This is a genomic window from Rheinheimera sediminis (assembly GCF_004005375.1).
GTDB lineage: Bacteria > Pseudomonadota > Gammaproteobacteria > Enterobacterales > Alteromonadaceae > Pararheinheimera.
The window spans coordinates 57,297-68,984 of sequence record NZ_RZUF01000015.1 but is presented as its reverse complement, the minus strand read 5'-3'; the positions used below and the strand labels follow the sequence as shown (position 1 = coordinate 68,984).

Genomic DNA, 11,688 nt, shown 5'->3' with positions numbered 1-11,688 from the left:
AGAGATCACCGCTTTGCAGGGAAAAATTTATATTAACTAAAAGCTTGCCACTGCACCAGCGTGAAGAGAATGAGCCAGCTAAAGAATCCAGCTAAGATATCGTCAATCATTATACCAAAGCCACCATGAACTTTTTTATCCAGCAGACGTATCGGCCAGGGTTTGACTATATCAAAAAAGCGAAAGAGTAAGAAACCAACCAGCAGATAGTGCCATTGAAACGGAATGCACCACATAGCCAGACTGAAGCCTGCAACTTCATCCCAAACAATGGCGCCATGATCATGCTCGCCTATATCTCGTGCCGTCTGCCCACAAACATAGCAGCCCAGTACAAACGCAAACAACAGCCAAAGTAGCGCAAACTGAGGACTGAGCAGAGACTGCAGATAAATAAAAGGTAGCGCTGCTAAAGTACCAAAGGTACCAGGCGCTTTCGGTGCCAAGCCAGAGCCAAAACCTAAAGCGAGAAAGTGAGTCCACTTTCTTAGTTCAAATTTAGGCTTAGTGTTATGTGTTAAGGCCATTAGAAATGCTCAAAGCCATAATGCTGGTATAAAAAAGGAGCATCGCCCTGCTTAAAGTCAAGCTTACCCACAGCGCCGGTAATACGACCAATGCAAGTCACGGGGACACCATAAGGAGAGAGTAATACTTCAAGCGAGCCACGACGGTTTTCGGGTACTGTAAACAGCAACTCGTAGTCTTCACCACCCGACAAGGCGTACTGCACTGCCTGTTCTGGGCTACAGCTATCTTTTAGAGCTTGCGACATAGGCAGTTTACTTACATCAACTACGGCACCAACCTTCGAACGCCGCAAAATATGAGGTAAATCACCAGCCAGTCCATCTGATATGTCCATTGCTGCACTGGCTATGTTACGTAGCGCCTGACCTAAAGCCACACGAGCAGTTGGATAATGAAAACGTTGCAGTATATGAGCACGGTGCTTTTTACTGATCTCAACCTTATTTTGCACCAGCTGTAAACCCAAAGCCGCGTCCCCCAGAGTTCCGGTGACATACAAATAATCGCCGTTTTGGGCGCCGGCTCTGGTAATTGCTTTACCTTTAGGCACCAAACCTTTGGCAATCATGGTTAAGCTTAACGGACCACGGGTGGTATCTCCGCCTATTAACTGACAGTTATAGTAGTCTGCAGTCTCACTCAACCCCTCTGCAAACGCAGTCAGCCAGTCTTCATCCACTTTAGGTAAAGTTAAAGCTAAAGACAACCAGCATGGCTCTGCCCCCATAGCGGCTAAATCGCTGACATTCACCGCCACTAACTTGTGGCCGAGTGAACGCGGATCGACATCCGGGAAAAAATGGATACCTTCGACCATGCTGTCGGTGGTGATCACCAAATCACAACCTTCTCGCACCTGCAACACAGCACCGTCGTCACCAATACCTATGGCCACGTCCGTACGTTTACGGCCTGCCTCAGCAAAACAACGTTGAATTAACTCAAATTCACCCATAAAAAAGCCGACTTACGCCGGCTCTCCATTTTTTATTCGGTTCGCAGGCGTTTGACGGCTTTATCGAGGATGCCGTTAACAAACTTGTGGCTGTCATCAGCCGCAAAGGCTTTCGCCAGTTCGATGGCTTCGTTAATCACTACCTTGTAAGGCACATCCAGACGATATTTCAACTCATAAGCTGAAACTCTCAATATGGCTTTTTCAACCAGATCTATTTCTTCAAATGGCCGATCCAGAAACGGCTTTACCGCTTCATCCAGTACTGGATGGTTCACCGCCACACCACGCAAAATATCCTGGAAATAGCCCACGTCCAGATGTTTTGTATTTTGTTCCAGCAATAACTGCTGTTCGATATCACCAATAGGGTTCTTACTGACCTGCCAGCTGTAAACTCCCTGAACGGCCAAGGAGCGAGCCAAACGACGTGCATTAGGTTTCATCAAAAATCCTACAACTGAGAGAGAACGTTAACCATTTCCAGCGAGGACATCGCTGCTTCTGCGCCTTTATTGCCCATTTTTGTACCAGCACGCTCAACAGCCTGCTCTATACTGTCAACAGTCAATACGCCAAAAGCAACTGGAATACTGTGCTGCATCATCACCTGAGCCAAGCCTTTGGTACATTCGCCGGCTACATACTCAAAATGAGGTGTACCACCACGGATCACCGCACCTAAGGCAATGATCGCATCGTATTTACCGCTGGCCGCTATTTTTTGTACGGCTAATGGCATTTCAAAAGCACCTGGAATGCGAACCACGGTGATATCCTGATCAGCAATGTCACCAACACGCTTCAAAGTATCTACAGCACCGTCTAATAAACTTTCGACAATAAAGCTGTTGAATCTGGCCACAACAATGGCAAACTTCTTACCTTTAGCGGTTAAACCGGCTTCAATCACCTGCATTGGAGATCCTTATTGCAATTTCGCTGCAAAAAATGGTTTTAAAAAACCAGAATTCAAAAAAATGGGCGCCATGATAACACAAGATTGCCATTTCACGGCTAGTAAATATTGATCTGTGATGTCGTTACAATATAGTACCCAAAGTAAGTGATGTCGCAGCTGGGCGATGCTGTAGGGGCTGGGTTTAGCCTGCCCGTCTCGTGTTCACTGTAGTTCAGCAATAACAACACGAATTCAACAACACTGCTGCTTCAAGTACGAAGGACATAGCCTATTCAGAAACGTAATCGACGACTTCTAAGCCAAAACCTGAAAGTGCGTGATATTTTTTCGGTGCACTGAGCAAACGCATTTTTTTCACGCCTAAACTAGCCAGAATTTGTGATCCAACCCCAACGTTACGGGATGTACCTTTCCACAGCTCAGTTTTGGCTTTTTCGCCCTTGTCCTCAGCCTCAAAGTTCTGCACCATTTGCATCAACTCTTCGCTACTTTCGTTTTTACCTAAAAGTACCAACACGCCCCCTTCATCGGCAATACGCTTCATAGCACAGTGCAAAGAAAAACTGCGATTAGCGCCGCGGCCAGATAACAACAAATCACTGAAGGTGTTGTGTAAATGCACACGGACTAAAGTCGGTTGCTCTGCTTCAACCACACCTTTAACCAAGGCAAAATGAATTTGATTGTCGATGGTGTCACGGAAAGTGACCAGATTAAACTCACCAAATTCAGTAGGTAACTGGCAGCTCGCCACTTGCTCTATGGTGGTCTCATGCAAGTTACGGTATTCAATTAGATCGGCGATGGTGCCTATTTTAATGCCGTGTTTTTTAGCAAAAACCTCTAAATCCGGACGACGCGCCATGGTGCCATCTTCATTTAAAATTTCTACAATCACAGCTGCTGGCTCTAAACCTGCCATCCGAGCTAAGTCGCACCCTGCCTCTGTGTGACCCGCACGTACTAATACACCACCGTCCTGCGCCATTAACGGGAAAATATGGCCTGGATAAACAATATCCGTCGGCTTGGCATCACGAGCTACCGCCGCTTTGACTGTGCGGGCACGATCGGCTGCAGAGATACCCGTAGTCACACCTTCGGCTGCTTCAATAGATAAAGTAAAAGCGGTAGAGAATGGCGATAAGTTTTTGTCTACCATCAGGGGTAGCTTTAACTGCTCACAGCGTTTTTTCGTCAGCGTCAAACAAATTAAACCACGGCCATGGGTGGCCATAAAATTAACAGCATCAGGGGTGACGTATTCGGCCGCCATCACTAGATCGCCTTCGTTTTCACGGTCTTCGTCATCCATCAGAATAACCATTTTACCCTGACGAATATCTTCAATAATTTCTGCTGGTGTATTCAGTTGCATACTTCACCTCAGGCCCCGGGCCTTACTGCGTTATAAAAAACCACGTTGTTGCAATAAATCCATAGTCACGCCTTTACTGCCAGCGCCTTCGCGGCCTTGCAGCAAACGTTCTAAATAACGCGCTATTAAATCCACTTCCAGATGCACCTGACTGCCAGTTTTTAGGCTCATCAAAGTGGTTTCCCGTGCCGTATGAGGCACTATGGTTAAACGAAAAGCGCTAGAACTTAATTCATTGACCGTCAGGCTGATGCCATCTACCGTAATTGAGCCTTTTTCAGCAATGTAATGCGCTAAGTCTTTTGGCATTTTTATCCAGATTTGCCAGGCTTCGCCAAACTTCTCAATTTTTTCAACAGTGCTGATGCCGTCGACATGGCCGCTGACCAGATGACCGCCTAAGCGCCCTGTCGCTAACAAAGCTTTTTCCAGGTTCACTAATTGCCCTACTTTGTAGTGACTAAACAAAGTACGCTTTACAGTTTCGCCCGAAACATCAGCATTAAAACTGTTGCCATGCAGAGCTGTTACAGTCAGACAAACCCCATTACTGGCAATACTGTCGCCCAGTTTGACATCAGCAAAGTCCAGGCTGTCGGATTCAATAGTCAGTTTTAAATCCAAACCTGACGCTTTAATAGCGCTCACCCGACCCGTTGCTTCGATTATTCCGGTAAACATGGTTTTAACCTTGCTGTTAATTTTAAATCAGGCCCCAGTGTCTCAACTGAAGTCCATACAAAATGCTGAGCTTGTGACAGCTCACTATAGTCAGGTAACTGCAACATGGCTTTGGCTTTATCACCTAAAAGTACAGGCGCCTGATAAACGATGAGTTCATCCACTAAGCCCGCCTGCCACAAAGAACCGGCCAGCACAGCGCCAGCTTCAACCCACAGGTCGTTGATATTTTCCGCCACTAGCAAAGGCATTAATTCGTTTAAGTTCAGTCCTGACTCACCAGCATCAAGCGCTACAAAACGTACTTGCGGGTGCTCAAATACAGGCCTGAATTGCTTGTCATGCACCAGCACTATGGGGCCATTTTGTGAAAACAAAAGCTCCTGGCCTGTTAATTTAAGACTGCGGTCTAAAATAACCCTAATGGGTTGACGCACAGAGCCACAGTCCAAAGTCGTGATAGCAAGACCTTCAGCGCGCACAGTTAAACGGGCATTGTCCGCAAGTACAGTAGTAGCAGTCGACAAAATGGCATGAGCTTGTGCTCGCATTAGCTGCACATCAGAACGGGACTGCGCCGAGCTTATCCACTGGCTTTTGCCGTTGGCAAGCGCGATACGCCCATCCAGACTGGTGGCAAGTTTAAGCCGGATATAAGGTTTTTGCCGCTCCATCCTGCTTAAAAAACCAGGATTTAATGCTCGGGCTTGCTCCTCAAGCAAACCAACCTGTACTTCAATGCCAGCGTCTTTTAGTATCTGAATACCACGACCAGCCACTAAAGGATTAGGGTCTAGCATAGCCACTATCACTTTTTTTACACCGGCATTGACCAGCGCCAAAGCACAAGGACCTGTGCGGCCATAATGACTGCAAGGCTCTAAAGTGACATAACAGCTTGCACCTAAAGCAAGCTGCTTAGCCTGGCGCAAGGCAAATACCTCAGCATGCGGGCCACCAGCCTGACGATGATAACCCTCGCCCACAACTTCGCCGTCGCGCACTATCACGGAGCCGACATTTGGATTAGGTGCAGTGGTAAAGCGGCCTTCAAAAGCAAGTTCTATAGCGCGCGCCATATAATGATGATCGAGTTCAGTAAAGCTCACCTAATTGTCTCCAAGCCGGGCAATTTCTTCGCCAAACTCGCGGATATCTTTAAAGGAGCGGTAAACAGATGCAAAACGCACGTAAGCCACTTTATCCAGTTTCACCAGCTCATCCATAATCAAAGTACCCAGCATTTGGCTTGGCACTTCGCGCTCGCCTGTGGCACGTAACAAGCTTTCCACTTTGCTGATCAAAGATTCAATCTGCTCAGTCGGTACAGGACGTTTTTCCAATGAACGCATTACACCGCTGCGCAACTTGGCCTCGTTATAAGGCTCACGAGAACCATCGCGTTTTACAATACGGGGCATCACCAGTTCAGCAGCTTCAAAAGTGGTAAAACGTTCATGGCAGGCGCCACATTCACGTCGTCTTTTTACTTGAGACCCTTCCGCCACTAAGCGGGAGTCTATAACTTTGGTATCGTCGGCACGACAAAAAGGACAAAACACGGAATTTCTCCGAAAAAAATGGCCGCATTAAGCGGCCATCATAACACTCTATCTTTGTTCAGTCATAGCAAGCAATCAGGCATAAACTGGCAGACGGCCACAGACTTCAGACACCTGGGCACGTACTTTGTCGATCACAGCAGCGTCACCGCGGCTATCCAGCACATCACAGATCAGGCTTGCAACCAAACGGGCTTCAGCTTCTTTAAAACCACGACGAGTAATAGCAGGAGTACCTATGCGTAAACCACTGGTTACAAATGGAGAACGTGGATCGTTAGGAACAGAGTTTTTATTCACTGTGATATGAGCCAGACCTAACCAAGCATCTGCTTCTTTACCCGTGATGTTTTTGTCGATTAAATCCATCAGGAATAAATGGTTCTGCGTACCACCAGATACAATTTTGTAGCCGCGGTTGATCATTTCATCACACATAGCGACAGCGTTTTTCAGCACTTGTTGCTGGTAGACTTTAAATTCTGGTTGCAGCGCTTCTTTAAATGCAACAGCTTTTGCTGCAATGACATGCATCAAAGGACCACCCTGACCACCTGGGAAAACGGCAGAGTTGAATTTCTTTTCCAGCTCTTCGTTTTTGCGGGCCAGAATTAAACCACCACGAGGACCAGCTAAAGTTTTGTGAGTAGTGGTCGTTACCACATCAGCAATTGGCACTGGGTTTGGATACAAACCAGCAGCCACTAAACCAGCAACGTGAGCCATATCTACCATCAGGTAAGCACCCACTTTGTCAGCGATTTCACGGAATTTCTGCCAGTCGATAATGCCTGAATAGGCAGAGAAACCAGCAATGATCAGTTTAGGTTTGTGTTCCAATGCTAAAGCTTCAGCCTGGGCGTAATCAATCACACCTGTTTCAGGGTGCAGACCATATTGCACAGCTTTGTAAAGCTTGCCAGAAGAGCTGACTGTAGCACCGTGCGTTAAGTGCCCACCATGTGCCAGACTCATACCTAAAATGGTATCGCCAGCATTTAATAAAGCTAAAAATACCGCTGAGTTAGCCTGAGAGCCTGAGTGCGGTTGCACGTTTGCGTAATCGGCACCAAACAATTCTTTAGCACGGGCGATAGCTAAATCTTCAGCCACGTCCACGTACTCACAACCACCGTAATAACGTTTATGCGGGTAACCTTCAGCGTATTTGTTGGTTAACTGAGAACCCTGAGCCTGCAGTACACGTGGGCTGGCATAGTTTTCAGAAGCGATCAGCTCAATGTGATCTTCCTGACGTTGGGTTTCGTTGGTAATGGATTGCCATAATTCCGGATCAAAATCGGCAATGTTCATTTCGCGCTTTAACATGCTTGCTCCCAGGTGGCCAAAAGGGCCAGGCTATTTACAAAAAAACTGCGCGCATTCTACATGGAATCTGTCAAAGATGCAGCTATTAAGTAGCCATCTAAACATCTAAAGATGATTTTCTAACGAGTGGTCGGTGGAGTAACATGATTAACTGTAAAGATAAGCGGTATCAGGCTTTACAAAAAGTGAAAACTGGTCAATTATACAACTGTATAAACCAACAGTGCTTTGTAAATGAAAAAAATCATTCATATCGACATGGACTGTTTTTTCGCTGCCGTAGAAATGCGGGACAGGCCAGATTGGCGCAACATTCCTTTAGCTATAGGTGGCAGTCGCACCGAACGTGGGGTGATCAGCACCTGTAACTACCCAGCCCGTGTGTATGGCGTGCGCTCAGCCATGCCTACTGGCCAGGCTTTAAAACTCTGCCCTCATCTGTTGTTAATACCTGGCAATATGGAAAAATACCAAGCAGCCAGCTTACAAATCCAGGCTATTTTTCATCGATACACCGACAAAGTAGAGCCTTTATCCTTGGATGAAGCCTACTTAGATGTCAGCGACAGTACCTTATTTTCTGGCAGCGCAACACGTATTGCTGAAGATATTCGTCGGGTCATTTTGGCTGAAACAGGTTTAACAGCCTCTGCCGGTGTAGCTCCGAATAAATTTCTCGCCAAAATAGCCAGTGATGAAAATAAGCCTGATGGCTTATTTGTCTTACCACCAGACAAAGTCAGCGATTTCGTTAAATTCCTGCCCTTGCATAAAATCCCGGGGGTAGGCAAAAAAACTGCTGAGCGACTAGCAACCTTGGGTTTTTATAAGTGCATCGATGTTCAAAATGCACCTTTGCATACACTGGTGAAACACTTTGGCAGTTTTGCGGAAACCTTGATAGAACGCAGTTTTGGCCGCGACAACCGTGATGTACAAAACGACTACCCGCGAAAGTCTGTCGCTGTTGAGCATACTTATACGGAAGATTTACCCGATCTGGATGCAGGCCAACAAAGTCTGTCAGAGCTTTTACCTAAACTTCGGCGCCGCATTGAACGCTGTGAAGCGAGTGCTCATATTCAGAAAATTGGTATTAAACTAAAATTTGCTGATTTTCAGCAAACCACAGTAGAGAAACAACAACCCGAATTGGATATGGCCAGCTTAAAGCAGTTATTAGAGCAAGCCTGGCACAGAGGCCACGGTAAAAAAGTGAGGTTGGTGGGTATTCATGTTGGATTAAAAGCGCTGGAAGCTCAGGCTCAGCTGTCATTGGAACTCTAAATCAGGCCAAAACAAAGCATCGAATCAAAAAAATAATAAAAACAATAAAATATATTCAACGCTACTGAATTTCAGGCATAAAAAAAGCCAACTAAAAGTTGGCTCTTTTTCAGAAAACTATTAACCGGTAACAGTTACGTTCTCAGCCTGAGGACCTTTTTGGCCTTCAGTAACTTCGAAAGTTACGCGTTGACCTTCAACTAAAGTTCTGCGGCCTGTGCCATTGATAGCGCGGAAATGTACGAATACGTCTTTGCCGCCTTCACGCTCGATGAAACCAAAACCTTTATCTTCGTTGAACCACTTAACGGTACCGGAAATTAATTGTGACATAACATTCTCTTACTTTAACTAAATTTGCCAATTGTTTGGCGACTTAAATATTACCGGCCGTGTTCGAGCTAGTACATATTACGACCCCATTATCAGTGAACCTGACAAAGTGGTCAATAGCTATTACTGATCCGACAGAAAAATAGTTTTTCTGGTTTTGGCCGTTCCAGTTACTCTAAATAATTCTTCAGCCAAAACAATTGCTTGCAATAAAAACTGTCGAACAAATCTACAAAGTAACGATTCGAGTGTAGCACTATTTTTCGAATAAAAAACATACTGCCGCAAATTATTTGAGCTTTTTCTTCACTGGGGTCATGCCATCATCGCCTGCCTGATAAAAATTAGGTTTAGCGACAGGCTTAGCCTTGGTGCTGGTACCGGCTGATTTTGGTTTTGTTTTTCTGACCACAGGCTTGGTTTTCTTCTCAGCTTTTACCGGTGCATGCAGATCTACGCCTTTGAATTTAGCAGGTAAAGATTCTACTTTTTCCATAGGCAAAGGACGGCGTAAAAAGCTTTCAATGGCACAAAACGCGGCCCAGTCTTTTGGACCTACTAAAGATATCGCTGTCCCCTTAGCCCCCGCTCTGCCTGTTCTCCCTATACGATGCACATACTCTTCCGCATGTTTAGGTAAATCAAAGTTCACCACATGACTGACCTGCAATAAATCCAGACCTCGGGATGCGACATCTGTGGTGACAAGCACCTGATGTTTATTGGCAGAAAAGCCCTGCATGACCGTATTGCGCTGGCCCTGAGTTAACTTGCCACTTAAACCTACAGCCGGATAACCCAATGAGTCACATAGTTTTGCCAGACGATCGGTGTCTTCGCGGGTCGCAGTAAATATAATCAGCTGACTGATTTGTTCCTGTTTTAACAAATAAGCCAATAAGGCCTCTTTGTGCGACAAATGATCAGCAAAATAACAACGCTGTTCGATATCTTCATGCTGTTGATAGGAAGCACCCACTGAAACTCTGTGTGGCGACTTTAACAAAGACATCGCCAGTTCATTCACTTCAGCGTGGTCTAAAGTGGCTGAAAACATTAGAGTTTGACGTAAACGATGATCAGCAGCTCTATTAATTTCGTTCAGTTGTGGCATAAAGCCCAAATCCAGCATCCGGTCTGCTTCATCTAAAATCAGCATTTCCAAACCCTGGATAAAAAATGTTTTATGCTGCAGGTGATCAATAAAACGTCCAGGAGTCGCCACTATGATAGTGGGCTGGCGTTTCAGGATTTTTTCCTGCTCATTAAAGTTTTCGCCACCGACAATTAAAGCGCTGGTTAATGGTGTATTGGCCACAAATAAACGTAATTTGGCATAGACCTGATGTGCAAGCTCACGGGTGGGTACCAGAATTAAAGCCCGGGCATCTTGTTTGGATAAAGGTCTGCTGCGCAATAAGCGCTGCATCATTGGCAGTAAATACGCCAGAGTTTTTCCTGAACCGGTTTGCGAAGAAACCATTAAGTCTTTGCCCGTCATAGCGGCAGGCACAGCCTCCTGCTGAATTGGCGTTGGTTTCGCAAAGCCAAGATGCTGGATAGAACGGACTAAACGAGGGTCTAACGCAAGATCGTGAAATAACAAGATAAGGTCCCGGACAAATTCAATAAAAGTGCCTTATCATAGCGCATTTTTAGCCAAGGCAGTTAGTCTGACCTTCTGCTCTTTGCAGCGTGGCTTTAACATGAAACAATAGCGTTATCTGATCGACAGGACTTTTTTATGAGTAAATCACTGCAGGAACAATTGCTCAAAGCCGGTTTAGGCAACGAGAAAAAATTAAAAGCCATTAAGAAAGAAAAACATAAAGAACGTGTGCAAGCAGGAAAAAACGGCACAGTCGTCAATGAAGCGTCTGTGCTCGCCGAGCAAAGCCGGCAGCAACAACTGCAACGTGATCAGGAATTAAATCGTCAGCGTAAGGCTGAACAGGATAAGAAAGCACTAGCGGCGCAGGTTAAACAGCTGATAGAGCTCAATACAATCACACATAAAGGTGAAACCGCCTTTAACTTCACAGATGGCAGTATTGTAAAACGTTTATATGTCAGTAATCGTATTCATGCGGAATTAACAAAAGGCCAAGCGGCCATAGCGAAACTTGCGGAACAGTATTATGTAATCCCAGTGAAAGTGGCAGAAAAAATCCAGCAACGTTTAGCTGAAACTATCATAGTACTGCATAACACAGGACAAAGCGCCGAAGTACAGGCGGAAGATGATCCATACGCCGCTTATCAAATTCCGGATGATTTGATGTGGTAACTTTAGTTGAAATTAAGGCTGGCCTTGAACTTGATCTGGATGAACTGGAATTCAGTTTCATCCGGGCTCAGGGCAGTGGCGGTCAACATGTCAATAAAGTATCTACAGCGGTGCAGCTGCGTTTTGATATAGGACGCAGCAGTTTACCGGATGAGTTTAAACAAAAGCTGCTGCAGTATCCGGATGACAGGATCAGTAAAAGTGGCGTTATTGTGATAAAAGCCCAGGCTCACCGCAGTCAGGATATGAACAAAGAGGATGCAGTGGCTAAGTTAATACAACTGCTGCAATCTGCCAGTTTTGAAGCGAAAAAAAGACGCGCGACCAAGCCAACTTTTGGTGCACGAATGGACAGGCTGAAACAAAAAACTCAGCACAAAGAACGCAAGAAGTTGCGTGGCAAAGTAGGTTCTTTTGACTAAT

14 protein-coding genes are annotated in these 11,688 nt (G+C 45.7%); 3 read left to right on the top strand and 11 right to left on the bottom strand.

The window, feature by feature from the left end; genetic code table 11:
- Nucleotides 1-32: 32 nt before the first annotated feature.
- From EMM73_RS11620 to glyA, 9 genes are all read right to left on the bottom strand, one after another.
- Nucleotides 33-527, bottom strand: a complete 495-nt coding sequence (locus EMM73_RS11620) for a phosphatidylglycerophosphatase A family protein (protein WP_127686597.1) — start codon at nucleotides 525-527, stop codon at nucleotides 33-35.
- Complete coding sequence (gene thiL / locus EMM73_RS11615; RefSeq protein ID WP_127686596.1) at nucleotides 527-1,486, bottom strand: thiamine-phosphate kinase; 960 nt, start codon at nucleotides 1,484-1,486, stop codon at nucleotides 527-529. Before thiL ends, EMM73_RS11620 begins: the two co-directional genes overlap by 1 nt.
- A gap of 32 nt (nucleotides 1,487-1,518) precedes the next feature.
- Nucleotides 1,519-1,932: a transcription antitermination factor NusB gene (gene nusB / locus EMM73_RS11610; protein ID WP_008898294.1), complete on the bottom strand. Its 414-nt coding sequence runs from the start codon at nucleotides 1,930-1,932 to the stop codon at nucleotides 1,519-1,521.
- Nucleotides 1,933-1,940: 8 nt separating this feature from the next.
- Nucleotides 1,941-2,405 (bottom strand): 6,7-dimethyl-8-ribityllumazine synthase, encoded by a 465-nt coding sequence (ribH, locus tag EMM73_RS11605; RefSeq protein ID WP_127686595.1) that lies wholly within the window; start codon nucleotides 2,403-2,405, stop codon nucleotides 1,941-1,943.
- Between the two features lie 271 nt (nucleotides 2,406-2,676).
- Nucleotides 2,677-3,786 (bottom strand): bifunctional 3,4-dihydroxy-2-butanone-4-phosphate synthase/GTP cyclohydrolase II, encoded by a 1,110-nt coding sequence (gene ribBA, locus EMM73_RS11600; protein ID WP_127686594.1) that lies wholly within the window; start codon nucleotides 3,784-3,786, stop codon nucleotides 2,677-2,679.
- A 30-nt stretch (nucleotides 3,787-3,816) separates the two neighbouring features.
- Entirely contained in the window at nucleotides 3,817-4,467 is a 651-nt protein-coding gene (locus tag EMM73_RS11595) for a riboflavin synthase (protein WP_127686593.1), read from the bottom strand.
- Entirely contained in the window at nucleotides 4,452-5,576 is a 1,125-nt protein-coding gene (gene ribD, locus EMM73_RS11590; RefSeq protein WP_127686592.1) for a bifunctional diaminohydroxyphosphoribosylaminopyrimidine deaminase/5-amino-6-(5-phosphoribosylamino)uracil reductase RibD, read from the bottom strand. The genes EMM73_RS11595 and ribD overlap by 16 nt, the downstream gene beginning before the upstream one ends.
- Nucleotides 5,577-6,029 (bottom strand): transcriptional regulator NrdR, encoded by a 453-nt coding sequence (nrdR, locus tag EMM73_RS11585; RefSeq protein ID WP_127686591.1) that lies wholly within the window; start codon nucleotides 6,027-6,029, stop codon nucleotides 5,577-5,579.
- Nucleotides 6,030-6,104: 75 nt separating this feature from the next.
- Nucleotides 6,105-7,358, bottom strand: a complete 1,254-nt coding sequence (gene glyA / locus EMM73_RS11580) for a serine hydroxymethyltransferase (protein WP_127686590.1) — start codon at nucleotides 7,356-7,358, stop codon at nucleotides 6,105-6,107.
- A 234-nt stretch (nucleotides 7,359-7,592) separates the two neighbouring features.
- On the opposite strand from glyA, the gene dinB reads away from it, so the two are divergent.
- Nucleotides 7,593-8,645, top strand: coding sequence for a DNA polymerase IV (gene dinB / locus EMM73_RS11575; protein ID WP_127686589.1), 1,053 nt, complete (start codon nucleotides 7,593-7,595; stop codon nucleotides 8,643-8,645).
- A 120-nt stretch (nucleotides 8,646-8,765) separates the two neighbouring features.
- Here the strand turns inward: dinB and EMM73_RS11570 are convergent, their stop codons facing one another.
- Nucleotides 8,766-8,978 carry a cold-shock protein gene (locus EMM73_RS11570; RefSeq protein ID WP_008898286.1) on the bottom strand — a complete coding sequence of 71 codons (213 nt, stop codon included), beginning with the start codon at nucleotides 8,976-8,978 and terminating at the stop codon, nucleotides 8,766-8,768.
- Nucleotides 8,979-9,267: 289 nt separating this feature from the next.
- Entirely contained in the window at nucleotides 9,268-10,584 is a 1,317-nt protein-coding gene (locus tag EMM73_RS11565) for a DEAD/DEAH box helicase (RefSeq protein WP_127686588.1), read from the bottom strand.
- Between the two features lie 138 nt (nucleotides 10,585-10,722).
- Here EMM73_RS11565 and EMM73_RS11560 point away from each other — a divergent pair, with 138 nt between their 5' ends.
- Both EMM73_RS11560 and arfB read left to right on the top strand, forming a co-directional pair.
- Nucleotides 10,723-11,265, top strand: coding sequence for a DUF2058 domain-containing protein (locus EMM73_RS11560; RefSeq protein ID WP_127686587.1), 543 nt, complete (start codon nucleotides 10,723-10,725; stop codon nucleotides 11,263-11,265).
- Nucleotides 11,259-11,687, top strand: coding sequence for an alternative ribosome rescue aminoacyl-tRNA hydrolase ArfB (gene arfB / locus EMM73_RS11555; RefSeq protein ID WP_127686586.1), 429 nt, complete (start codon nucleotides 11,259-11,261; stop codon nucleotides 11,685-11,687). Before EMM73_RS11560 ends, arfB begins: the two co-directional genes overlap by 7 nt.
- Nucleotide 11,688: the final 1 nt, after the last annotated feature.

Bases quoted from the DNA above. Each gene is read 5' to 3' on its own strand.
- EMM73_RS11620 (WP_127686597.1), bottom strand. From the start codon at position 527: ATGGCCTTAACACATAACACTAAGCCTAAATTTGAACTAAGAAAGTGG.
- thiL (WP_127686596.1), bottom strand. From the start codon at position 1,486: ATGGGTGAATTTGAGTTAATTCAACGTTGTTTTGCTGAGGCAGGCCGT.
- nusB (WP_008898294.1), bottom strand. From the start codon at position 1,932: ATGAAACCTAATGCACGTCGTTTGGCTCGCTCCTTGGCCGTTCAGGGA.
- ribH (WP_127686595.1), bottom strand. From the start codon at position 2,405: ATGCAGGTGATTGAAGCCGGTTTAACCGCTAAAGGTAAGAAGTTTGCC.
- ribBA (WP_127686594.1), bottom strand. From the start codon at position 3,786: ATGCAACTGAATACACCAGCAGAAATTATTGAAGATATTCGTCAGGGT.
- EMM73_RS11595 (WP_127686593.1), bottom strand. From the start codon at position 4,467: ATGTTTACCGGAATAATCGAAGCAACGGGTCGGGTGAGCGCTATTAAA.
- glyA (WP_127686590.1), bottom strand. From the start codon at position 7,358: ATGTTAAAGCGCGAAATGAACATTGCCGATTTTGATCCGGAATTATGG.
- dinB (WP_127686589.1), top strand. From the start codon at position 7,593: ATGAAAAAAATCATTCATATCGACATGGACTGTTTTTTCGCTGCCGTA.
- EMM73_RS11570 (WP_008898286.1), bottom strand. From the start codon at position 8,978: ATGTCACAATTAATTTCCGGTACCGTTAAGTGGTTCAACGAAGATAAA.
- EMM73_RS11560 (WP_127686587.1), top strand. From the start codon at position 10,723: ATGAGTAAATCACTGCAGGAACAATTGCTCAAAGCCGGTTTAGGCAAC.